General features: G+C 71.2%; 31 protein-coding genes. 21 read left to right on the forward strand and 10 right to left on the reverse strand.

What is annotated here, in order from left to right; translation table 11 throughout:
• Window positions 1-53 precede the first annotated feature (53 nt).
• The 6 genes from ABT053_RS34160 to ABT053_RS34185 all read left to right on the forward strand — a co-directional run bounded on the left by ABT053_RS34160 (window position 54) and on the right by ABT053_RS34185 (window position 2732).
• Window positions 54-278 (forward strand): hypothetical protein, encoded by a 225-nt coding sequence (locus tag ABT053_RS34160; protein ID WP_350974814.1) that lies wholly within the window; start codon window positions 54-56, stop codon window positions 276-278.
• Window positions 279-323: 45 nt separating this feature from the next.
• Entirely contained in the window at window positions 324-488 is a 165-nt protein-coding gene (locus ABT053_RS34165; protein ID WP_350974815.1) for a hypothetical protein, read from the forward strand.
• Complete coding sequence (locus ABT053_RS34170; protein WP_350974817.1) at window positions 485-730, forward strand: hypothetical protein; 246 nt, start codon at window positions 485-487, stop codon at window positions 728-730. Before ABT053_RS34165 ends, ABT053_RS34170 begins: the two co-directional genes overlap by 4 nt.
• Window positions 731-902: 172 nt before the next feature.
• On the forward strand, window positions 903-1505 hold the full coding sequence (locus tag ABT053_RS34175) for an excisionase family DNA-binding protein (RefSeq protein WP_350974819.1): 603 nt from the start codon (window positions 903-905) through the stop codon (window positions 1503-1505).
• Window positions 1505-2095, forward strand: coding sequence for a hypothetical protein (locus tag ABT053_RS34180; RefSeq protein ID WP_350974821.1), 591 nt, complete (start codon window positions 1505-1507; stop codon window positions 2093-2095). The genes ABT053_RS34175 and ABT053_RS34180 overlap by 1 nt, the downstream gene beginning before the upstream one ends.
• Window positions 2088-2732, forward strand: a complete 645-nt coding sequence (locus ABT053_RS34185) for a hypothetical protein (protein ID WP_350974823.1) — start codon at window positions 2088-2090, stop codon at window positions 2730-2732. The genes ABT053_RS34180 and ABT053_RS34185 overlap by 8 nt, the downstream gene beginning before the upstream one ends.
• A gap of 84 nt (window positions 2733-2816) precedes the next feature.
• On the opposite strand, the gene ABT053_RS34190 is transcribed toward ABT053_RS34185, so the two are convergent.
• The 4 genes from ABT053_RS34190 to ABT053_RS34205 all read right to left on the reverse strand — a co-directional run bounded on the left by ABT053_RS34190 (window position 2817) and on the right by ABT053_RS34205 (window position 5806).
• The gene (locus ABT053_RS34190) at window positions 2817-3494 is read right to left on the reverse strand and encodes a hypothetical protein (RefSeq protein WP_350974824.1); all 678 of its coding nucleotides are present in this window, start codon (window positions 3492-3494) and stop codon (window positions 2817-2819) included.
• 171 nt (window positions 3495-3665) lie between these two features.
• The gene (locus ABT053_RS34195; protein ID WP_350974825.1) at window positions 3666-4430 is read right to left on the reverse strand and encodes a hypothetical protein; all 765 of its coding nucleotides are present in this window, start codon (window positions 4428-4430) and stop codon (window positions 3666-3668) included.
• A 73-nt stretch (window positions 4431-4503) separates the two neighbouring features.
• Window positions 4504-4827: a hypothetical protein gene (locus tag ABT053_RS34200; protein ID WP_350974827.1), complete on the reverse strand. Its 324-nt coding sequence runs from the start codon at window positions 4825-4827 to the stop codon at window positions 4504-4506.
• Between the two features lie 106 nt (window positions 4828-4933).
• Entirely contained in the window at window positions 4934-5806 is an 873-nt protein-coding gene (locus ABT053_RS34205) for a hypothetical protein (RefSeq protein ID WP_350974828.1), read from the reverse strand.
• 259 nt (window positions 5807-6065) lie between these two features.
• Here ABT053_RS34205 and ABT053_RS34210 point away from each other — a divergent pair, with 259 nt between their 5' ends.
• The 13 genes from ABT053_RS34210 (at window position 6066) to ABT053_RS34270 (ending at window position 14660) form a co-directional block, all read left to right on the forward strand.
• The gene (locus tag ABT053_RS34210; protein WP_350974829.1) at window positions 6066-6374 is read left to right on the forward strand and encodes a hypothetical protein; all 309 of its coding nucleotides are present in this window, start codon (window positions 6066-6068) and stop codon (window positions 6372-6374) included.
• Window positions 6375-6451: 77 nt separating this feature from the next.
• Entirely contained in the window at window positions 6452-6790 is a 339-nt protein-coding gene (locus ABT053_RS34215) for a hypothetical protein (RefSeq protein ID WP_350974831.1), read from the forward strand.
• A 259-nt stretch (window positions 6791-7049) separates the two neighbouring features.
• Window positions 7050-7340: a hypothetical protein gene (locus ABT053_RS34220; protein WP_350974832.1), complete on the forward strand. Its 291-nt coding sequence runs from the start codon at window positions 7050-7052 to the stop codon at window positions 7338-7340.
• A gap of 156 nt (window positions 7341-7496) precedes the next feature.
• Window positions 7497-9233 (forward strand): hypothetical protein, encoded by a 1737-nt coding sequence (locus ABT053_RS34225; protein WP_350974833.1) that lies wholly within the window; start codon window positions 7497-7499, stop codon window positions 9231-9233.
• 141 nt (window positions 9234-9374) lie between these two features.
• Window positions 9375-9866, forward strand: coding sequence for a hypothetical protein (locus tag ABT053_RS34230; protein ID WP_350974835.1), 492 nt, complete (start codon window positions 9375-9377; stop codon window positions 9864-9866).
• A gap of 56 nt (window positions 9867-9922) precedes the next feature.
• A complete protein-coding gene (locus tag ABT053_RS34235; RefSeq protein WP_350974837.1) occupies window positions 9923-10243 on the forward strand; it encodes a hypothetical protein in 321 nt (106 codons plus the stop codon).
• 79 nt (window positions 10244-10322) lie between these two features.
• Window positions 10323-10736, forward strand: coding sequence for a DUF6205 family protein (locus ABT053_RS34240; protein ID WP_350974839.1), 414 nt, complete (start codon window positions 10323-10325; stop codon window positions 10734-10736).
• Window positions 10733-11317 carry a hypothetical protein gene (locus ABT053_RS34245; RefSeq protein WP_350974840.1) on the forward strand — a complete coding sequence of 195 codons (585 nt, stop codon included), beginning with the start codon at window positions 10733-10735 and terminating at the stop codon, window positions 11315-11317. Before ABT053_RS34240 ends, ABT053_RS34245 begins: the two co-directional genes overlap by 4 nt.
• 120 nt (window positions 11318-11437) lie before the next feature.
• On the forward strand, window positions 11438-12283 hold the full coding sequence (locus ABT053_RS34250) for a deazapurine DNA modification protein DpdA family protein (protein ID WP_350974842.1): 846 nt from the start codon (window positions 11438-11440) through the stop codon (window positions 12281-12283).
• A gap of 17 nt (window positions 12284-12300) precedes the next feature.
• Complete coding sequence (locus ABT053_RS34255) at window positions 12301-12930, forward strand: hypothetical protein (protein ID WP_350974843.1); 630 nt, start codon at window positions 12301-12303, stop codon at window positions 12928-12930.
• 56 nt (window positions 12931-12986) lie between these two features.
• The gene (locus ABT053_RS34260; RefSeq protein WP_350974845.1) at window positions 12987-13322 is read left to right on the forward strand and encodes a hypothetical protein; all 336 of its coding nucleotides are present in this window, start codon (window positions 12987-12989) and stop codon (window positions 13320-13322) included.
• A gap of 12 nt (window positions 13323-13334) precedes the next feature.
• Complete coding sequence (locus ABT053_RS34265; RefSeq protein WP_350974847.1) at window positions 13335-13676, forward strand: hypothetical protein; 342 nt, start codon at window positions 13335-13337, stop codon at window positions 13674-13676.
• Between the two features lie 186 nt (window positions 13677-13862).
• The gene (locus tag ABT053_RS34270) at window positions 13863-14660 is read left to right on the forward strand and encodes a peptidoglycan recognition protein family protein (RefSeq protein WP_350974849.1); all 798 of its coding nucleotides are present in this window, start codon (window positions 13863-13865) and stop codon (window positions 14658-14660) included.
• Here ABT053_RS34270 and ABT053_RS34275 read toward each other — a convergent pair.
• Genes ABT053_RS34275 through ABT053_RS34290 form a run of 4 tightly spaced genes read right to left on the reverse strand, consistent with a single transcriptional unit; the run spans window position 14657 to window position 17324 of the window.
• Window positions 14657-15274, reverse strand: coding sequence for a phosphatase PAP2 family protein (locus tag ABT053_RS34275; protein WP_350974850.1), 618 nt, complete (start codon window positions 15272-15274; stop codon window positions 14657-14659). The genes ABT053_RS34270 and ABT053_RS34275 overlap by 4 nt on opposite strands.
• Window positions 15208-16311, reverse strand: a complete 1104-nt coding sequence (locus ABT053_RS34280; protein ID WP_350974851.1) for an MAB_1171c family putative transporter — start codon at window positions 16309-16311, stop codon at window positions 15208-15210. The genes ABT053_RS34275 and ABT053_RS34280 overlap by 67 nt, the downstream gene beginning before the upstream one ends.
• 2 nt (window positions 16312-16313) lie before the next feature.
• A complete protein-coding gene (locus tag ABT053_RS34285; protein ID WP_350974853.1) occupies window positions 16314-16799 on the reverse strand; it encodes a hypothetical protein in 486 nt (161 codons plus the stop codon).
• A gap of 57 nt (window positions 16800-16856) precedes the next feature.
• Window positions 16857-17324: a hypothetical protein gene (locus ABT053_RS34290; protein WP_350974854.1), complete on the reverse strand. Its 468-nt coding sequence runs from the start codon at window positions 17322-17324 to the stop codon at window positions 16857-16859.
• Between the two features lie 271 nt (window positions 17325-17595).
• Here ABT053_RS34290 and ABT053_RS34295 point away from each other — a divergent pair, with 271 nt between their 5' ends.
• Window positions 17596-19014: a hypothetical protein gene (locus ABT053_RS34295; RefSeq protein WP_350974855.1), complete on the forward strand. Its 1419-nt coding sequence runs from the start codon at window positions 17596-17598 to the stop codon at window positions 19012-19014.
• Here the strand turns inward: ABT053_RS34295 and ABT053_RS34300 are convergent, their stop codons facing one another.
• Window positions 19015-19335 (reverse strand): type II toxin-antitoxin system PemK/MazF family toxin, encoded by a 321-nt coding sequence (locus ABT053_RS34300; protein WP_350974856.1) that lies wholly within the window; start codon window positions 19333-19335, stop codon window positions 19015-19017. It abuts the gene before it with no gap.
• Window positions 19332-19595 (reverse strand): hypothetical protein, encoded by a 264-nt coding sequence (locus ABT053_RS34305; protein ID WP_350974857.1) that lies wholly within the window; start codon window positions 19593-19595, stop codon window positions 19332-19334. Before ABT053_RS34305 ends, ABT053_RS34300 begins: the two co-directional genes overlap by 4 nt.
• Window positions 19596-20099: 504 nt before the next feature.
• Between ABT053_RS34305 and ABT053_RS34310 the strand changes: the two genes are divergently transcribed.
• Window positions 20100-20252 (forward strand): hypothetical protein, encoded by a 153-nt coding sequence (locus ABT053_RS34310; protein ID WP_350974859.1) that lies wholly within the window; start codon window positions 20100-20102, stop codon window positions 20250-20252.
• Window positions 20253-20254 lie beyond the last annotated feature (2 nt).

Consider the following 20254-nt stretch of genomic DNA (forward strand, 5'->3'; position numbering starts at 1 on the left):
CCCGACCACGCGAAAGGTACGCCAAGCCCCACCCGCCGTGCGACCATATGCCCATGAGAGCCGACGCACCCATCACCCTGCCGCCCGGCGTCTCTGACGTGAGCCGCTGGTCACTGGCGTGTGCGACCGGCCACCACGGCGAGTGCACCGGAACCCGGATGAACCCCGACCCGGACGCGCCCGTCGACAAGATCAACCTGCCCTGCGAGTGCAGCGTCGACCCGCACCCGTTGCTGCGGCGCAACCAGCAGCACCCGGCGCCGCCGACCAGCGCCTGAGGCGCCGGCGCGACGTTAACCGGCCCATCTGATACTCCTCCCGGCGTGACAGACACGCCGCTCTTCGACGAGCTCGCGGCCAAAGCCGCCGCCGCCCGCATCGCCCCCCGGCCCGGGTGGTTCACCACCACCCCGGACCCGCCCGGCCTGCCCGGTCCGCCCGCGGGCCTTCACCGCGCCCCCGAGGCCGCCGCGGCGGTGAGCGCATGAGCGATCAGGGATGCGCCGCCCTCGTCGGCCAGGTGATCCGCGTGGCCACCATCGCCGCCCTCGTCTGGGCTGCTGCCACCTCCGCGATCTCCTGGCTCGTGGCTGTGGCGTGGATCGTCGCCTCCGTCCACGTCCTGGAGATCGTCCTGTCCGCTGTCCTGCGGGCCGAGAACAGCGCGAAACCGACGCCGAGGCCGTCGCCGCGTCCCGTGACCCCGTGGCACGGTTACCGCAGGTCATAGCCCCAGACCGGCCCGCCGAGACGCTAACTCGCGTTTATGCCACACTCCGCCCGTTTGAACGTTCCGCCCCCGACGAACAGGACCCCCAGGTGTTCACCACCCTGCGCCACCCGCACCTGGCACGACCTCGCCCCGCTGCTGCCTGCCTGACCTTCGGAAGGACCCCCACCTCATGAGCGCTATCGCCACCCTCGCCACCTCGCACCGCGACCTGTTCGCCGACGCCCTGGACGAGATGGCCGACATGGTCCGCGGCGGCGCGAAGCTCCTGGACCCCGACCAGACCGTCCTGCAGAGCGCTGCCCTGGCCCCGGCCGCCGAGCAGGCCGCCACCGAGCAGGCGCCGGCGGCCCCCGAGCTCGGCGCGCGCCAGCAGGCCGAGCTGGTCCGCGCCCAGATGTACGCCCTCCTGGTCGAGGCCGGCACCGCGGGGCTGCTCTCGGCCGACTTCCACCTCATCCCCGGCAACGTCTTCCGCGCCCACCAGCACCTGCGGCTCCTCGTCAAGGAGAACCGCGTGTTCGCCATCGGCGCGGGCAACTTCCGGTGGTTCGCCGCCTGCCACCGCGCCGACCTCATCGCCGACCGGCTCGCCAGCCTGCCCGACCGGCCCCTGCAGATGGACGAGGTGGCCACCGCCCTCAGCATCGGCTATACCAGCGTGCGCCGCCTCATCGAGGACGGAGAGCTGCCCAGCCACCGCTTCGGCAACACCGTGACGGTGCCGCGCGACGCCGTCGCCGCCCGCATCAAGAAGTTCGGCGCGGTGAGCTGATGGTCGACGGCGAACAGCCCAACAAAGGGGGCCGCCCGACCAAGCTCACCCCGGAGCTCGCCGAATCGCTGTGCGAGATCCGCAAGCAGGGCCAGAGCATCACCGGGGCGGCCGCGCTGTGCGGCATCGGCGAGTCCACGCTGCGGCGCTGGCTCGCCGAGGGCAAACCCGACGACGCCCCCGAGCACCTGCGCGACTTCCACGACAAGTTCATCGCAGCCGGGCAGACGGCGGTCGGCCAGGTCATCGACGCCGCCTTCAAGGCCGTGCTGGGCGGCTACGTCATCAAGACCTCCAGGCGGGAGATGCCGGACGGCTCCAGCGTGGAAGAGGAGCAGGTGCAGCCACCGGACTGGCGCGGCGCCCTGGAGATCGCCTCCCGCCTCGACCGCGACAACTGGGCGGGCGTCAAGCCGATGGAGCTGACCATCACCGGGCCCGGCGGCGGACCGGTCGAAATTCAGCAGGCCAGCGTGGTGAACAACATCGTCGCCCGCGTCAAGGCCGCCAAGGAGAAGAAGGCCGCCGCGGCGGCGGCCGCGGCCAGCGGCGAGCCCGTCCCCGTAGCGGTGGGAGAACACAGTGAGTAGACACGCCCGCCCAGGGGCGTCCACCTCCGGCACGCTTCACCACCTGCCCGGCCGGGCCGGAGTCGAGGCCCCCTGGCTCGACCCGCCCCCACCTCCGCCCCGCGGCCACCAGGGCGCCGGGGGCGCGCTGCGGCTGGTGCCCGCCGCCCCCGTCCCCGGTCTGTACGTCACCGATATGGCCGATGCCCGCGTCGAGGCGATCGCCACGGCGTTCCCCGAGTGGCCGGCCGTACTCGCCGCTGTCCACCGGCGGTCCCCGCTCGTGTGGGTGATGCTGTTTGCCCAGTGCTGCGCCGTGGTGATCGGCGACGGGGCCGCCCGGCTGACGTTTCGCCGCGAGGACGTCGCCGAGACGTTCGCCTCGCGCGGCTACGCCGACCTCGTCGGCGAGGTCCTCGGAGAGGTCCTGGGCGGCCGGTATCGCGTGTCCGCCGTGGGAAGGCTCGCGCAGCTCGGCACCGCCGAACCCGCCGAGCCGCCGGTCGACGAGCGGCTACGGCGGGCGCTGCTCGAGGGACGCTTTTCCACGGATCAGGCCCGGTGGTCGGAGATCTCCGAGGAGCTCGCCGCCGTGCTGCGCCGTCACCTGCCGGGGTTGTTCCCGCCGCTCGAGGAGGAGCGCTCGGCGTACCTATAGACCACATAGACCCACACAGGCCACTGTGTGTGCATACAGAAAGGGCCGGAACCCGGGGAGGGGGTTCCGGCCCTTTCTGCGCGGTCAGCGGCGCGGTAGCAGCGGCACCTGGAAACCCGCCTGCCGCTCGGCGTCGGCCTCCTCGGTGGTGACGCGCGAGATGCAGGGCCTGGTGGTCTGCGTCCGGGCGGTGATGCCCGCCTGCTCCAGCAAAAGCGGCACCACGGCCTGCGCCTGCTGCTGTGCGTGGGTGCGGTCCCCGCGCACCCCGCGCTGCCTCTCGATGCGGCATGCCACTGTGATCTTGCTCTTGCCGTCGCTGTCGACCCGGCACCCGATCGTGCGCGCCGCGCTGTCCAGTGCCCTGAGCTCTGCGGGGCTCCACTGGGCGCCCATCTCGCGCTGCACGCTCATGCGCGCCTCCCACGCGTAGAAGCCACTGGCGGGAGGCTCAGTCGCCCTGTAGATCTCAGGGCCCTCGACCAGGCCCAGCCTGATCGCCGCCTGCTCACAGGGGCGGCACTGCGGCAGGTCGTAGACCAGCGCGCGCTGCTGGGCCCAAAGGTCGCGGCCGTAGTGCTTGATCCGGCGGCCACACAGGGTCTTGTCGATCCCATGAGGGGCCGCGATGTGCCTGGTGGGTGCATCGGTCCGGCAGTAGACCCGGGTGCCGGGGGCGCTGACGGGCTGCTTGGTCATGATCTGCTCCTGCGCAGTCGGTGCAAGGTCGCTTCCTGGGGCCGTCGTATCTGTAGACCACACAGAACCACACCCTTCACTAACGCACTTAAAGGTATATCATCCTTACAAAAATGGCAAGTTGTGGAGTGCTGGGGGGTGGACGCTCACCGCGCCTCGACCTGGCGTGGTCGGGCGAATCCGGGACATGCCATCACCCCCCGGGCACGTCCACGGGGAGCCACTGCAGGGGCACTACGCCTCGTACGGGGTGGCCCGCATCTCGTCGGGGTTGACCCGCAGCTCGTCCAGGTCGAGGGCGTTCATCACCAGTCGGGCGAACTTCCCGGCCGCGATCGCCCGCAACGACGAGCCCGCCCGCCGGATCACGCCCGGGGCCTGCGACGCCTCGGCCATGCCGGGCAGCCGGATCATGGCCGCCGCCGCGCGCTCGAGCTCGGCGTGCGCCGCTTCGCGGATGTCGGCCACCACCACGGCTTGGGCGAGGACCCGCGCGGCGTACCCGCCCGCGAGCTGGGCGATCAGGTGCTCATCGAGATGGCCGAGAAGCGCGATCGCGAGCTCCTCGCCGGACTTCTCGCTCGTTAGGCGCCGCTCCGCGCGGGTCGCCTCGTCGGCGGCCTCCAGCAGGTCGTTGAGCTCTCCGGCCAGGATCACGTCACGGTCGCGGTCCTCACGCGCCGCTGCGACCAGGTCGCCGATGCCGTCCATCTCCACCAGCAGCTGCTTGTAGAGCTCCAGCAGCGTCGCCCGGTCGGCGCGCGGCGGAAGCCGGACGTCCGACAGGGAGGTGAGCATCCGGCGGAAGTCGGCGGGCGTCCACCGGGAGGACACCACGGCGGCTTCCTCGCGGCGCTGAGCAACGCGGACCTCGGCGAGCTTCAGGGCGTCGGCGTGGCGGCGGGCGGCGGCCGACCAGAGCTGTGGCTGCTCCAGGTCGAAGCGGTCGTCGTGGTTGTCGTGGTCGGCGGGCAGGGCGGGCACCAGTGCGACGGTCATGAGAGGGGCGGTCCTTCCTTGCGAGGGTGAGGGGGCGGGCAGGGGGCGGGGGTGGCCCGCCCCCTGGGGTCGGCTACTGGTGGGGGCGCAGGCGCTGGGCCTGCTCGTAGGCGTGGGGGATGGCGTCGGTGATCTGGGCCCAGTGGTAGCGGTCGGCGTGCGGGTCACCCGGCTGGTGGGCGGTGGCCATGACGTGCACCCACCGGTCGAGCGTGTGGGGCGGTACTCCCCGGTCGTAGATGGATCCGCCGGGAAGGCCGCTTCCGGGCCATACGAGCCGCCACTGGCCGGGGCAGCAGGTCTCCAGGCGCAGGAGGTAGGCGGGGGAGCGGAGCGGGTCGGCGTTGATTTCGATCACTGCGGGCGGGACGGCGGTGGGGTCCTGGGGTGTGGACATCGGGGGCCTTCCTGGGGTTCCTGGGGCGTTGGGAGGGGGATCGCACCCCCCTTCCTGGCAGGGGGAGGGGTGCCCCCCGGTCTGGCTGACCGGGGGGCGGGGAGGGTTACGCCTTCGCGTTCGTCTCGCGGCTCTTGCGGTACAGGAGGTAGCCGCCTCCCAGACCGATGAGGCCGAGGAAGAACCCGGAGGTCGCCGCTACGGCCAGCAGGGGTGAACCCGCATCGGAGCCGTCACTGACGACCCGGTAGGCGAGCACCGGCTGCTGAGCAGCAGGGGCGGGGGCTGCCACCACCGGCGTAGCCGGGGGGAACTCCGGGGTGTCGGTCTCCAGCGCGGCGGGGGTCGGACCCGCCGGGGGCTGGACGAACCCCTGCGCCGCCGCGCTCGGGGTCACGTACACGGTCGCCGGGGTGACCGGCTTCGTGGGCGTGGCCTTCGGCCTGGCGGTGCTGCTCGCCGTCTTCGTCGGCTTGGGCGTCGGCGTCTTCGTCGGCTTCGGCGTCGGGGTCACCGTCACCGTGACAGTCGGCGTCGGCGTCGGCGTCGCGGTCGGCGTGGCGCTCTGCGCCGGGGTCACGGTCACCGTGACGGTCGGCGTCGCGGTCGGCGCTGGGCTGGTCGCCCGGAACGTCACCTGCGAGATCTCGCCATCCTTCGGGCTGGTGAGGATGGCGGTGTAGGTGCCCGCCGCCTGTGGGGTGTAGGCGCCGCCGAGGCTGGTCACGCCGCACAGGGGGTCGGCCCCTGCGGTTGCGACCGGCACCTTCTCACCGTCAGGGGTGGCGACGATGAGCCGGGCGTCACAGACGTCCGAGGTGCTGGCGGAGAGCTTGACCGGCTCCCCGACCGGCGCGGTGGCGCCGGGGGTGGGGCTGGTGATCGAACCGTCAGCCGCCGCAGCGTGCGCGGCGGGGGCGAACAGCGCCGTGAGGGCGACGAACGCGAGGGCGACGAACGCCCTGAAAACGGAACCCATGGGGCCCCTTCCTGGGTAAGTGCGGGGGATCGCTCCCCCCGCTCCAACACATCCAAAGGTATAGCATCCTTACAAAGATGGCAAATCGAGGGGAGGGGGGCGAGTCTCCGCACGTGAGACGCCTCCTCGCGCCCTGAGAATCAGCCGGCGACCCGCCACCCCGCCCCACACTGGCGCCCGGCCTGCGTCGAACTGGAGCACCCGGCCGATCCACCCCTCCCCCCGACTTGCTCTAAGCGTAAGGAGGATATACCTTTAGATGTGTGAGCGAGGGGGGAGCGATCCCCTCGCCCCGACCGTCCAGGAGGACACGATGATCAGCACCGCCACCGCGCCCCCGGCCCCCCGGTTCGGCCGCGCCGCCCTGCGCGCCGCCCGCCCGGTCCTGGCTGGCCTCGGCTACGTCGAGGCCCCCACCACCGCGCGCCGGGACCTGCGGCTGCTCATCGTCGAGGCCCTCGGCGCCGGGGACGTCGCGCTCTGCGAGCGCTGCCACGCCCGGATCAGCGCGGACCTGCACCGCGCCACCTCCGGCGAGTCCTTCGCCCTCTGCGGCGCCTGCGCCTGACCCGCTGGGCGGGCGGCACTGCGAGCCGCCCGCCCCGCCTCCTCCCCGACGCCCCAGGAACCTCGGAAAGGCCCCCGATGACCCGCACCGCCACCACCGCCCCGGCCCGCACCTTCACCCCGCACATCGACCCGGCGTGCCCGGCCTGCGGCAGCACCGACCCCGGCCTTGACGTGCTCGGTGGCATGGTCGGCGACGTCGACACTCTCGACGTCGAGGGCGACCGGATCGTCACCCGGTGCTGCGGCGAGAACCCGATCGCCTTCATCTGCTACGAGACCGTCACCCGGCAGCGCCGATACACGCTCCCCAACAGCTCGACGCTCACCTACGACTGGCCGGAGCGCTGCGGCGAGACCGTCTACCGCTCGCCCGAGGACACCGCCCCCGACTTCTGCCCGCACTGCGGCCAGTAGCCCACCACGGCGGGCGGCACCCACGCCGCCCGCCCCTCCCCCCGACGAGGAGCCATGACGAGCATCCGCCCGGCCGCGCCGGTCATCCCCGCCCCGAACGACTGCGCCGCCTGCAACACCCCCAAGTAGAACCACCCCGACATCTGGAGGCCGATGGTCGGCTGGCACCAGTGGATCGAGCCCACCGACGCCCAGCGCCTCATCCGGATGCGCGCCCGCCGCGCCGCCCGCCAGAGCTCGCCCACCACCTAGGAGCCCCGTGGACACCAACCGCCGCACGTGCGTCCCCCGCGTCGTCCCGGTCAACGCCCCCGCCCTCCAGGGCGGACGGCACGGCCACCTGATCATCACCGGCGACCACTACGCCAAGGTCCAGGAGGTCGAGCACCTCGAGGGCGGGGTAACCCGCGTCCGCTGGATCGCGATCAGCGACGTCGCCCCCGACCAGCCCGACCGGGGCACTTTCGAGGTTGAGGCTGGCGACACCGTGCTGTGCGTCCGCCGGGCCGCGCTGCCGGTCCTGCTCGGCGCCCCCGGGCCGAACGCCTAGGCCGCCCGCCCACGGCCGCCGGGATCGCACACCCCCGGCGGCCGTCTCGCGTCCACCCACCCCGCCCCCCGATTTGCCATTTCAGTAAGGTAGGTATACCTTTAGAAGTGCAAGCAAGGGGGAGCGGTCCCCTTGCCCCACACCCCAGGAGAACCCATGCTCGACAGCGACATCGAGGCCCTCGCCATCGGCACCACCGTCAAGTCCAAGACCGGCAAGCTCTACAAGCTGACCGAGCTGATCCCCGCCGTCCCCGGCGCCCACCTGGCGATGTGGTGGGCCGCCCCCGTGGCCGGAGGCCGCCGGTGCCGTCTTGGCGCGTCCGACTTCCAGCCGGGCCGCTGGACCGTCGTCGACCAGGAGCAGACCGACACCCCGCCCGCCGAGCCGGTCACGCCGATCGTGATCGAATACGTGCTCACCTCCACGCTCGACAACAGGCACGTCCGCCACCCTGACCACCCGGCCACCACCCTGTGCGGAAAGAACGTCAGTTGCTCCGTCAGGTCCGCCGTGGCAGCTGCAAAGGGGTGGCACGCCCGCGAGGGCATGCACGACTGCGACACCTGCACGCGCCGAGCGGCCAAGCGCGGCATGGCCGAGCCGCCCCCCGCGCCGGGGGAGACCGCGCCGGAGCCCTCGGCCGAGACCGAGCAGGCGCCCGCCCCCGCCACGTACGCCGAGGGCGACGCGGTCGAGCTCCTCGACAGCGACCAGCCGGGTTTCTGGATCGTCACCGACCCCGAAGCGTCGCGCATCGCGCGGGACCCGAGCAAGGCGGGCACGGTCCTCGCGCAGAGGATCTACACCGGCGCTGGCCCCAACGGCCTGGCCATCGAGCTCGACCTCACCACGATCCGCCCCGCCATCAGCCAGCCGCCGCCGTTCCCCGAGGGCGCGCTGGCCGTGCAGCTGACCGCCCGCAACGGCGTCCTGACCGTCCCGCTCCCCCTCACCGACACGTCCCCTGCGCTCATCGTGGAGACCGTCAGGACGCTCCAGAAGCGGCACGGGCTGCCGGTCGACGCCAAGCTCGTCGAGTTCGTCGACGGCGACTGGTGGCCCGCCCCGGTCGCCGAGGAGCCCGCCCCCGCGGTTGAGCACGTCGGCCCGCGCGAGGTCCGGGCCGGGGACGTGCTGGAGATGTTCGGCCTTCGCGCCGAGGTCGCCGCCGTGGCGTGGGACGACTGCCTGCCCGCGCACGGCTGCCCGCCGGGAAACCGGTGGCTCGCCTCCCTGCGCCCGGTCGGCGACCGCCCGGCCCGCGACGACGACGGCGCCAAGCCGTGGGGGATGTCCCTGTGCGTGCGATATGTGCAGGAGAACCCAGACCAGCGTCTGCGCCGCGTCAGTGCCGCGCTCAAGCCCCTCGCGCCGGTGACCCGCACCGAGTACGCCGTGCGATACACCGCCGTCCGAGGCGGCGGTCTGCGGACCGTGCTGGAGAGCACCCCCGGCCGGGTGTACGACCGCGCGTGGAACGAGGAGGCCGTCGCCGACGTCCGCAGGTTCCAGGCGGCGGGAAACGGCCTGGTTGACGCCGAGCTGGTCTCTCGCACGGTGGGGGCCGCCGGGCCGTGGGACGTCGCCGAGGAGACCGGGCAGGCGCCCATCCCGGCGGTCGAGGGTGCCGCCCCGGGGGAGGAGTCCTACGCCAAGGTCATCCATTGGGCATTCACCCTCGCTGACCGGCTCGACCGGGTGGACCCCGAGACCGTGGCCATAGTCGAGAAGATCATGCACGGGCAGAAGCGGGGGCTGAACCGTGTGAGCCGTGATGTCGAGGCATTGAAGGTCCTGGCCGAAGTCGAGAAGCTTCACGCGGCGGGTCTCCTGGCCCAGTATGCCCGCGTGCAGGGCCTCGCCCTGCCTGAGTGGGCCAAGACCGTGTAGAGCCTCCGGTGGGGGGCCGGCGCACCGACCGGACCCCCACCCCCAACACCCCCGATTTGCCTTTTGGGTAAGGGTCATATACCTTTAGGAGTGCAAGCAAGGGGGAGCGATCCTCTTGCCCAACGTCCCCAGGAGAACAACATGGCCCCTCGGCAGAAGATGATCGCCACGGACATCGCGGAGCTTTTCGCCCACGCGAAGCTCCACCACGAGCGCGCCCTGGCGCTCATGGAGAAGTACGCCGACCCCGCCTACTACTGGGTCATCGCCTCCGAGATCAACGCCGCCCGGACGAGCTACCTCGCCGCGCTCGTCGCCACCGGCAAGGAAAACCCGGTGCCCGCCGACCTGATGGAGATCACCCTGCTGGGCCGCGCCGAGCGGGCCTGGCTGGACAACCTCAGCGACGAGGCGATCGTCGCCCTGGCCTGCGGCAAGGGCTTCCCTCCCCACCTCACGCTCATGGTGAGTAAGGAGTCCCTGCGCTGGTGGTTGCAGGTGACGTACGGCGACGACCCCCGGCAGGCCCCCGTGCTGCGCGCCGCCGAGCGCCACTACGCCGAGAAGTACCCCGACCTCGTGTTCGGCGAGGACGAGCCGCACACCGTCGTGATCGTCGCCACCCTCCGCTGACCCGCCCGCCCCGCCCCCGGCCGCACCCGGGGGCGGGGCCACCCGGAAGGACCACCATGAGCACCGCCGACATCGACTGGGATCTCGTCCTCCGCGCCACCAGCGCGCACAGCAAGGCCCGCGCCGCCGAAGCCCGGAAGGAAGCCCTCCACCAGCAGGCCAGGGACGGGCTGCGCGCCCTCGACTACTACGCCGACAACCTCGACGCCACCCGCTCCCCGGACGGCCTGCGCAACATGCCCGAGTCCCTCTACCGGGCCACCGCCGCGCGCCTGCTGTTCGCCGACCTGTGCGCGCTGCTCACCACCTCCGGCCAGGACCCGGCCGAGGTCCTGGCCGACCAGCTCGCCGCCATCAGCACCAACACCCAGACCTGAACACCCCCGAACACCCCCGAACACTCCTGAACGCCCCGCCCCCGGCCGCACCGGGGGCGGGGCCCCTGGAAGGAACCCCGTGAGCTACCACTTCCGACTCACCGGCGAGCTCGCCATCAACCCGCCCATCCCCCTCGCCGACATCCCCCCGACCAGCACGAACCTGTTCCACAACCAGGCTTTCTACGTCGAGCGCTACAACATGCCCCTGGCCCACCTCGCCTACGAGATCGAGAAGATCGACGGCGCCGACGTCGCTACCTCCCTGCGCCCCGTCATGAAGTTCCCCTACAAGCTCGTCGCCCTCACTCGGGAGCTGGAGGAGATCCTCGCCGCGCACGGCACCGGCCGGACCTTCACCGGTGAGCTTGAGCAGTTGGGCGAGGAGCCCGGCCACGTCATCACGATCACGGTCATGGACGGCCAGGTGGTCGAAGAGGAGGAAGAGGCGGACGACGACCAGGAGGGCGCCGAGGAGGGGGAGGACAAGTGATCGACTTCGCCGAAGTGAACGTCGGTGACGAGCTGCGGTTCATCACCCCCGACAAGGGCGGCCCCTCGAGCCGGACCGGGATCGTCACGGACAAGAGCCGGATCACCCTCACCGTGCAGATCACCTCTGGAAGCGTCTCGCGCGGCACCAACCTGACGGCCCGCCTCATGGCCCGCACCTGGGACACCCGCGCCGTGACCCTGGTCCGCCGCGCCGGAACTGCTGCCCCCGAGACCGGCAAGCCCACCGAGCAGCCCGCCCCCGCCCCCGTGGCGGCCGAGCCCCCGCAGGAGGAGGCCGAGCCCGCCGAGGTGGCCATCGACGTCACCTTCGAGGTCACGGAGGAGACCGACCACACCGTGACCATGACCGTCTACGTCCCCGAGAACATCGCGGACGACCCCGCCGCCGTCGAGGACTACATCACGGAGTTCCCGGAGACCTGGCTCGACGAGTTCGACCCGCTGGAGTGCGTCACCGTCAACGAGCGCAGCATCGGCAACCTCAAGATCACGAGCAACTACCGCACCCCCGCCCCGGCGCCCGCCGAAGCCGATCAGGTCCTCGCCCCGCCGTTCTGACCCACCCCAACCGCGCCCCACGCGGTCGCCCGGACCACCTGGTCGCCCGGACCACCTGACCACGCCCCCGAGGCGGCGCCGCACGGCGCCGCCTCCACTTCCCGGAGGGAGGGAACCCCCGTGATCTGCGACGAGGAAAAGGACCTGCACTTCTACCTCGGCACCCACCGCCCCAGTTGGATCCGCACCGCACCGGCCGGGGTGAGCCTGTTCCTCTCCCACCGGATCCTCGCCGCGTACAAGACCCTCCCCACCTTCGAGTGGCCCGTCCACCGGCACATCGCGATCGACTCCGGCGCGTTCACCGAGCTGTCCCTCTACCACGAGTTCGTCACCTCCCCCGAGGAGTACGTCGCCGCGCTGGCCCGCTACGACAACGAGATCACCGACCTGGACTGGGCTGCCCCGCAGGACTGGATGTGTGAGCCGTGGATGCTCGCCAAGACCGGCCTCACCGTCGCCGAGCACCAGCGCCGCACCGTCGAGAACTTCCTGCGCCTGGTCGAGCTGTGGCCGCAGTACAGCGACGCCCCCGAATGCCCCGTCATGCCCGTGATCCAGGGCTGGACCGTTGACGAGTACCTCGCCTGCGTCGCCCTGTACGCCGAGCACGGCGTCCGCCTCGCTGAGGACTACCCGATCGTCGGGGTCGGCTCCGTCTGCCGCCGCCAGGCCACCGCCGAGATCGGCGACATCTTCCGCACCCTCGCCCAGCTCGACCTGCCCCTGCACGGCTTCGGCGTCAAGCTCGCCGGTATCCGCCGCTACGGCCGCTACCTCGTCACCGCCGACTCCATGGCCTGGTCCTACGGGGGCCGCCGCACCCCCACGCAGTGCGGCTCCACCACCCACAAGTCCGAAGCGAACTGCCAGACGTTCGCCCTGGCCTGGCGCGAGCGCGTCGAGGCCGCCGCCACCGAAGCCAAGCGCGAGATCCCCCAGTCCGACCACCTCCTCGCCGCCTGATCCGAAAGAGAGTTCCCATGATCGACACCCGCCCTGTGGTCCTGACCGACGCTCAGTGGAGCGCCCTCGAGAAGAACGCCGACGACTGCGTCATCCGGGACTTCAACGACATTGAGGCAGTGCTCGTATCAGCGCAGGAGACCCTTGGCCACCTCGCCGACGACAACCCGCTCTACTGCCCTGCCCTCGCGGAGCTGGCCGTCTGGGACTCCGGCCCCGAAGACAACGCCGACCTGATGATGACCCTGAACATCCCCGGCCTCAGGCTGGCCACGGAGATGATCCAGATCCGCGATTTCCGGGTGGCCAACAGCACCCCCGGCGCCCCCGTCGTGCGCGTCGTCATCGGCGAGCTTCTCACCTACCGCAACCGGCTCCTGCACGACCTGGTGGTGCTCGCCTGCACCCATCCCAACCTCGGCAGCCTCGCCACCTACGCCGAGCACCTCGGCCTCTCTGCGGCAGACCTGGCCGAGCACGTGCGCGAGAGCGCCAGCAGGACCGCCGCCAAGATCAACGACGCCGGTCTCCGCGAGCAGGTCGCCCACCTGGTCCGCAACTACCGGCACGCCAACGTCCGGTACCTCATCGACCAGCACGTGGCCGCAGCCCGCACCGCAGCCAGCGACCCGACCACCCCGGCCTGACCGACCACCCGCCCCAGGGGCGGCGCCCACCGCGCCGCCCCGCTTCAAGGAGCAGCATGACCAACTCCTGGTTCGGGCTCGTCGACCAGGCCGACATCTGGATCGACCGCGAAGGCGTCGCCCACACCATCGCCACCATGGACGTCGACTACTGCCGGCGCCTCCTCGTCTGGCTCTGGGACCGCGCCGCCTTCATCGTCACGGAGATGAACTCCGCCGCCCTCCCCGACACCGACACCCTCGCCTACGACTCCATCGTCTTCAACGGAGGCGAGGAAGACGAGATGCTCCACGACCCCCACGCCTGGCTCGTCGACTCCCCGCTCATCACCGCGCTCCGCATCCGCGCCGGCTGGCTCCCGCCCACCGCACTCGACCACGCTCGACCCTGAGAAAGGCTCCCAATGACCGTGATCCGCTACCTCCGGACCTTGGTCCGCAACCGCAGGGCCTGGCACCGCGCCCGCCGCGACTACCGTGCTCTCTCCTCGGAAGGCCGAGGCGCGACACTCCTGTTCAGCGTCGGCATTCACCCTGATGACCCCGAGTGGGCCGGTATCGACGGGGTCACTGCTCTCAAGACCACCGTGCCGCTCACGCCCCGCGGCAAGCGGTACATGGCCGGTGTCATTCTCGGCATCGAGACGGCGTGCATCCGGGCAGTCCTGGCCGCCAACGCAGAGCAGGGCAAGAAGATCGTGGACCTGCCCGCCCCGACGAGCTCGCCGCCTTCCGAGGGGGTGTAGTCGTGTTCGTGTTCGGGCCCCGCATCATCACGAGGGACTCGTGACCCGATCAGCCTGCGGCCTCGAGGGGCGCCTGCCGTACGTACGGCGGGCGCCCCTTCGCCGTTCCCCGAGGCGACGTTAACCCCTGATCCCGGCATTCTCCCCACCTGTGCCTATCGGGGGCTCGAGGACGGGGGAGCGGCCATGGTGGAGATCGTTACCAGGCGGGAATGGGGAGCGCGCCAGCCGCGGGACCCTCTGACCCCGCTGCCCAGCGCGCGGGGCGTGAAGATCCATTACGTCGGGTCCTACGTCAACCCGGCCCTGGTCGACAACTGCGACCGCTGCTTCCAGCTGGTCCGCTCGATCCAGATCCAGCACCAGGACAACAACGACTGGGACGACATCGCCTACAACGTGCTGGTCTGCCCGCACCGCAAGATGTTCATCGGCCGCGGTCCCGGCATGCTGTCCGCGGCCAACGGGAAAGGCCTCAACACCGGGCACTACGCGATCAACGCGCTGCTCGGCTCCCGGGGCCTGGTGCAGCCCACCGCGGGGATGCTGCTCGGGATCCGCGACGCGATCACCTACCTCCGCGAGCACGGCGCCGGCAAGGAGATCCGTGGGCACCGCGACGGGTACGCCACCTCGTGCCCGGGGGACATCCTGTACGGCTGGGTGGAGCGCGGCTGCCCGGCCCCGGCCGTCGTCGGCGGGAACCCGAAGCCGCCCGCGAAGCCGGCCACGCCGGGCAAGGGCAACCCCGGCCCGGCGTGGCCGGGCCGGGTCCTGTCCTACACGCCCGGCCGTCCCCTGATGCAGGGCGGCGACGTCGAGACGTGGCAGAAGCTGATGCGGGCCCACAAGTTCACCATCGCCGTCGACGGCCAGTTCGGGCCGATGACCCGGGCGACCACCGTGGTGTTCCAGCGCTCCGAGGGCCTGGACCAGGACGGCCTGGTCGGCCGCCTCACGTGGGCGGCGGCCACCCGGGGTTAGAGCATCAGCGCGAGCGTCACCCAGGTCGCACCCCCGCCGGCGATCGCCCCGGCGGTCACCTGAGCGGGGGTGTGGTCCCGGATGACGACTCGGGACCAGCCGATCGCGGCAACCAGGAGCACGCCGACGACGTACACCGGGACGGCCGACAGGAGGTGGGCGAGCATCACCACCGACCCGGCGGCGACGGCGGTGTGAAACGAGATCTTCCACGCCAGGGTGATCGGGCCGACCACGGCGAGGGTGACCAGCATGATGGTCACGCACGCGACCATCACCCACGGAGCTCCCAGCGCGGCGAGCAGCGCGAGGGCGGCGAGGACCAGGGCGACGATGACGCCGACCAGCCACGGTCGTTGCGACCGCTCGGTGACGTGCCGGTTGTTGAACCGGCCCGACTTCACCCCGGTGGCGATCACCATGGCGGGGATGCCCCCGCACAGGACGGCGGCGAGCGCCCCCCACCCCAGCCCCGACCACCCGGACGTCACCGCGCCGACCGCCAGGGGCAGGCCGATCACGAAGTGCGCGGGCGCGAACAGCTCGGTCAGGACACGCGCGCCCCGCTCGCCGCGCCGCGCTTCTTGTACGCCGCCGCCACCTGTCGCAACCATTGCAGCTCCTTGCTCATCTCGTCGTCGGCCTGGCCGTCGTTGTTGTCGCCTCGCGAGGCCGGTCCCGGGATCGTCCCGTACGGCTGACTCGACCCGCCGCCGGCCGCCGCCGTCTCCAGCGCGTCAGCCACCCACGCCGCAACCCGGTCGGGGTCGCCGTCCGTGGGCGGCGGGATCACGGCGGTCAGCAGCAGCATGCCGTCGCCGATCTCGACCGCCCGCCGATACAGCCGCGTCTGCACCGACCCGGTCATGCCGAGCGCGACGGCCGGATACCGCTCGACGAGCGCCGCCCACAGGGGACGCAGGTCCCGCAGGGTGGCCCGCTGCTTCACGTTGGTGATGAGGGCGGGGAACTTGGAGATCGACGTGCCCACGCAGATGCCCACCACGGTGATGACGAACGTGATGCCGTGCAGGAGACCGGACTCGGTCGCCTGCCACTGGGGGACGATGAGGTCGGCCAGGTTGACGACCATGACGTGCCCGCGGTTGATCACCCCGGCCGCCATGCTGATCGCCGAGACGATCATCCCGATCTTCAGCAGCTTCGGCGCCGTACGGGCGAACCGGGCGAACAGCACCCCGGCCGCGCCCAGGCAGTAGATGAGCCAGGCGTCGAACACCAGCAGGTAGATACGGCCCGCCGTGGCGGTCTCGCCCGGCTGCCCCTCGACCCAGTAGATACGGGCGCCGCGCGCCCAGAACATCGCCACCAGCACGCTGGTCACCACGGCGGCCGCCGGCCAGATCCACCGGGCCCGCGACCGGCCGCCGGCCCCACGGGTGATCGACTCCACGAACGCCAGCAGCGACGCGGCCGACAGCAGGCCGCTCAGGTGGCGAAACAGCGTCGCCCACTCCCCGCCCGTCCACCCGATCATCCACTCCACCACTGGGTTCGCACTGAACACGCGGGAGACGGCGAGCGCGGTGAACGCGCCCCACAGCATCCGGTGCCGGTGGGAGCGCAACGCCGCGGGCAATCGCCACGCGGAGATGCCCCACAGCGACACCAGCACAATCCAATCGGCCACGCTCACGCGCGGTCACCACCCATCGGGTATCCCATGACATCTCCGAGCATCGACAGCTCATCGCCCTGGCCGGCCTGCTCCGGCTGGCTGGCGCGCGTGAGGATCAGCGCCGCGAGCATCTCGGCGTGCCGTTCCTCGTGGGTGTCGTAGCGCGAGCGGGCCAGCACGCCCTCGGCCTGGCCGCCGCCGTTCAGCAGCTGCGTCAGCGCCGCTCCGACATCCCCGGTGACTTTCCCGTGGCCGAGCAGCATGTGGCTGATCTCGTGCAGCAGGATGTTGACGCGCAGCAGGCCGACCGCGCCGGGCGCGACGAAGATGTGATCGCCCCCAGCGGTGGCGATCCACAGCCCGCAGATCGCGCCGACCGCCGCGGCGGGCAGGTCGTGCAGGTACACGCGTCGGCCCCGAGCCGCCTCGACTCGGCGGAGGTACTCCTCGAAGTCGAACGGGTGGTGGGGGACTGGGACGAGATCCAGGGCAGCCGACACGGCCGGGGGAATCCGCACGTCAGAAATAGGCCTTTCCGGGCGATAAGCCCGGTCAGACTACCCGCGATTTTTTGGATCGGTGGGGTTTTGTCCCTCGAGTCCCTCGACGATTCGGGCCTGTTCGATAATCTGCGCGATCGCGGTCAAGCTCAGCTGGGACAGGCCGAGCGTGCGCTGGGCGATGTTGAGCACGCCCAGGTCCTCCATGGTTTTGCGCACCTGAGCAGCCTGGATGTCGTCGGGCGTCTGGGCGGCTGCGAGTTCCTGGAGGTCGTCGAGCACCTGGATGGCGTCGGGCACCTGGGCGTCGTCTTCGCCGGCCAGCCAGCCGACCGTCTTGTGGAGAATCCCCGCGAGCGCCGTCACCAGCTCCAGCCCCGGGTTGGTGGCCTCGCCCCTCTTGAGCTGCCCGATGTAGCCGTGGCTGGTCTTAATGCCCATCGCGGTGAGGTCCCGCGCGATCTGCCTGTCCGAGATGTTCGCCTCGGACGTGGCTCGGGTCAGACGCTCAGCGAATGTCGCCAACCGTCTTACCTCCTACCTTGAGAGCAGCGCCGATCCCACGCGCCGCGACGGACGCCTAGAGTACACAGCTGACCGTACTGGCGAGCCACAGTTGACATCATTCCTCAAATAAGGACAGGATCAACGCCCACAGTGGATACTCCAGGCGACCAAGGCAGCAGAAAGCACTTACCCAAACACATATGGCCACGATGAGCGGTGGCGGCGAGCCTCTGAGCGGGCGCCCCGACAGCCGAGCATCTCCCCCCCTTCCTTGACGGAGCTCAGCGCGTTGAACCCCGAAGACCCGGACGCGGCCGCCGACCTGCTTCTCGATCTCGTCCTGTTGGCGAGTCACGATCCCCGCGCTGACGGCTTCGAGCTCCTGCGCGCTATCCGGCGCCGCCGGGAAGTCATCCAGCGCGAGAACGATCTGCTCAGCAGGTTCGAGGACTGGGAGGTCGCCCGCCTCTACAAGCAGGGCCGCGGCATCCCGGCCAAGGTGATCGCCCGCGTCGTGGACAGGTCGAAGTCCTGGGTCTCCAACCATGCCACCAAGGGGGGTGGCAGCAGCATCGACGAGATGCTGTCCAACTCCGAGAAGCGGCTGCGGCTCGTCGCCGCCGATGAGGAAATGCCGGCCCGGGTCCGTGAGCGCGCCGCCAACCGGGCCCGCAAGCTGGGGCAGATCCTGTACCGGATGGGTGCCCGCTTCAGTGGCGCGGCGGCGGTCCTGGGCCCGATGTGGCTGGCGGTCCGCACCACGCTGGAGTCGCTCAGCGCACCTGCGAACGGCGTAGCGACCCTGGACGGGGTGGCCACCCTGGGCGGGTTCGGCACGGTCGGCTCGGTCACCACGGTCGGCTCCGTGGAGGCCTTGGGCGCCACCGGCTGGACGGCGAGCAGCGGGCCCGTCACCGCCGCGGTGACGAAGTTCGCGGCCTCGGCCATCACCAGCGTCCAGCTCGTCGCCGGGGTGTCCGCACCTGCCGCCGCGACGTTCGTGGCCGGGGTAGGGGTGGCCACCACGACGCCGGTCGTGGCGATGATCGAGGAGAGGCTGCGTCCCCCCGCCCAGGCGCCGACCGCGCTCGGGCCCGGCGACCCTGAGATCGCGCAGGTGGCTTGGGTGCCGGACGAGATGACGCCGGAAGACTCGGTGGCGCCGTGGGCGCCGGTGCCCTCGTGGGATGTGCCGGTCGTCCCGTCCGAGGTCGCGACGCCGACCCCGGGGCCCACGGCGGTGCCGGCGCCGGCGCCGTCGACGCGTCCCACCTATCCGATCAGCACGCCGCCGGTGACCATGCCCTCCGCGCAGATCTCCGCGTCGGTCAAGGCCTCGCTCCCACACCCTGCTCCGGTTCCTACCGTGACGGTCAGCGCGAAGCTGGAGACGCCCGCCCCGGCCTCGTCCGAGATCTCGCTGGAGTCGACGCAGACCCCCACGCCCACTCCGGCTCCGGAGCCCACCCCGACGCTGGAGCCGACGCCGCAGCCCGAGCCCACGCCGACGCTGGAGCCGACCGCGGAGCCCACCCCGACGCTGGAGCCGACGCCGGAGCCGGGCTCCTCCCTGCCGGAGCCGAGCAGGCCCCCGGAGCCGTACGAGACGCCCGCCGCGCCGCCGCCGGAGCCCACCGAGGCCCCGCCGCCGGAGCCGAACGTCGGCTCGAGCGAACCGCCGCTGCCGGAGCCGCCGCTGCCTTCGTGATCAGCCGGCGCCGGTGATGCCGAAGATCGTGCCGATCATGCCGCGCACCGCGGCGAGCTGCCGCTCGCCGAGGTCGCCGACCTTGCCCTTCAACCGGGCCGTCGCCACGGTGGAGATGCGGTCCAGCATCGCGGCCTGGCCGTCGCCGACGTCGATGACGAACGCGGTGAGGGTGGCGGCCATGTCGGCGGGCTCCACGTGCGCGGTGAGCACGTTGTCGCCGTACAAGGTGTGATAAAAATCCCCGCTCACGATGAGCCGGACCTCCTGGCGGTCGCCGAGCTGGACCGCCCAGAGTTCGCCGAAGCGGTGATCGCTCACGCGGCGGCCCCGCCCGCGCGGCGCTCGTCGACGGCCTGGGCGATGTCCTCGGCCATGGCGTGTTCGTCGGCCTCCTGCCCCGGGACGGCGGCCTCGCCGTAGACGACGGCGCGGGCGCGCGGGTCGTGGGTCGCGGCGATCTCCCGCAGGATGCCGCGGGTGATGAGGGTGGACACCGAGACGCCAGTGCCCTCGGCGTGGCCGCGTGCGAGCGCCAGCACCCAGGGGTCGAGGCTCACGGAGGTTTTGTCTTTCGCCATGCCGGGAGTGTACCCGCGCGGTATTACGCCATGTATGCAGCTGGGGGAGTACTTTCGAGCGGTGAAATAGTTGAAGGTTGTCCTATGCGATTCCCGCCGTTTCGGCGCCGAAATCGGGGCTCTGTAATGGTCGTTGGCGGCCGAACTCGACGCGCCGCGTGACATTGGTCGCGCATGGAAGTCAGAGGCCCTCGGAGGCTCTCAGCGCTTTCGATCTTCCCGGCGGTCCTGTCGAGCCCGCGAATACTACCGGCGGGTAGCGCTATCGGCTGTCCCGCCGTCCCCCGAGGTCAGCGGGCCGCCACGAGCACATGACCCCTGCTCGGAGCCTCATAGGAAAACATATGTTCGGAAATCGAGCTCCATCTTCCCCAGTGAATTACCCACGGGAATCCAGATTCCCACAGGTAATTCGCTAAGATCAGGGGAGCAGCCCACCCGCGTCTATGCGATGGACCCGAACCGGCTGCTCAACGCCCCAGGAAACTCAGGAAGGATCCCCCGATGCACGAGCCCACGGTCCACCTCCCGATGTGCGGCTACTGCGGCCTGGAGGTGGACGAGGACCCCCAGTCGGGTCCCTGGTTCGCCACCTCGACCGGCAGCATCATCTGCTCCGCCTCGCGCACCCAGCGCCACCGCCCGCTCCCGGCCTGACC

Source organism: Streptosporangium sp. NPDC002524 (assembly GCF_040295985.1).
In the GTDB taxonomy this organism is placed as follows: Bacteria; Actinomycetota; Actinomycetes; order Streptosporangiales; family Streptosporangiaceae; genus Streptosporangium.

Bases quoted from the DNA above. Each gene is read 5' to 3' on its own strand.
- ABT053_RS34205 (WP_350974828.1), bottom strand. From the start codon at position 5,806: ATGGGTTCCGTTTTCAGGGCGTTCGTCGCCCTCGCGTTCGTCGCCCTC.
- ABT053_RS34215 (WP_350974831.1), top strand. From the start codon at position 6,452: ATGACCCGCACCGCCACCACCGCCCCGGCCCGCACCTTCACCCCGCAC.
- ABT053_RS34200 (WP_350974827.1), bottom strand. From the start codon at position 4,827: ATGTCCACACCCCAGGACCCCACCGCCGTCCCGCCCGCAGTGATCGAA.
- ABT053_RS34175 (WP_350974819.1), top strand. From the start codon at position 903: ATGAGCGCTATCGCCACCCTCGCCACCTCGCACCGCGACCTGTTCGCC.
- ABT053_RS34170 (WP_350974817.1), top strand. From the start codon at position 485: ATGAGCGATCAGGGATGCGCCGCCCTCGTCGGCCAGGTGATCCGCGTG.
- ABT053_RS34260 (WP_350974845.1), top strand. From the start codon at position 12,987: ATGACCAACTCCTGGTTCGGGCTCGTCGACCAGGCCGACATCTGGATC.
- ABT053_RS34270 (WP_350974849.1), top strand. From the start codon at position 13,863: ATGGTGGAGATCGTTACCAGGCGGGAATGGGGAGCGCGCCAGCCGCGG.
- ABT053_RS34210 (WP_350974829.1), top strand. From the start codon at position 6,066: ATGTGTGAGCGAGGGGGGAGCGATCCCCTCGCCCCGACCGTCCAGGAG.
- ABT053_RS34255 (WP_350974843.1), top strand. From the start codon at position 12,301: ATGATCGACACCCGCCCTGTGGTCCTGACCGACGCTCAGTGGAGCGCC.
- ABT053_RS34160 (WP_350974814.1), top strand. From the start codon at position 54: ATGAGAGCCGACGCACCCATCACCCTGCCGCCCGGCGTCTCTGACGTG.
- ABT053_RS34265 (WP_350974847.1), top strand. From the start codon at position 13,335: ATGACCGTGATCCGCTACCTCCGGACCTTGGTCCGCAACCGCAGGGCC.
- ABT053_RS34230 (WP_350974835.1), top strand. From the start codon at position 9,375: ATGGCCCCTCGGCAGAAGATGATCGCCACGGACATCGCGGAGCTTTTC.
- ABT053_RS34235 (WP_350974837.1), top strand. From the start codon at position 9,923: ATGAGCACCGCCGACATCGACTGGGATCTCGTCCTCCGCGCCACCAGC.
- ABT053_RS34310 (WP_350974859.1), top strand. From the start codon at position 20,100: ATGCACGAGCCCACGGTCCACCTCCCGATGTGCGGCTACTGCGGCCTG.
- ABT053_RS34225 (WP_350974833.1), top strand. From the start codon at position 7,497: ATGCTCGACAGCGACATCGAGGCCCTCGCCATCGGCACCACCGTCAAG.
- ABT053_RS34305 (WP_350974857.1), bottom strand. From the start codon at position 19,595: ATGGCGAAAGACAAAACCTCCGTGAGCCTCGACCCCTGGGTGCTGGCG.
- ABT053_RS34180 (WP_350974821.1), top strand. From the start codon at position 1,505: ATGGTCGACGGCGAACAGCCCAACAAAGGGGGCCGCCCGACCAAGCTC.
- ABT053_RS34275 (WP_350974850.1), bottom strand. From the start codon at position 15,274: ATGGTTGCGACAGGTGGCGGCGGCGTACAAGAAGCGCGGCGCGGCGAG.
- ABT053_RS34195 (WP_350974825.1), bottom strand. From the start codon at position 4,430: ATGACCGTCGCACTGGTGCCCGCCCTGCCCGCCGACCACGACAACCAC.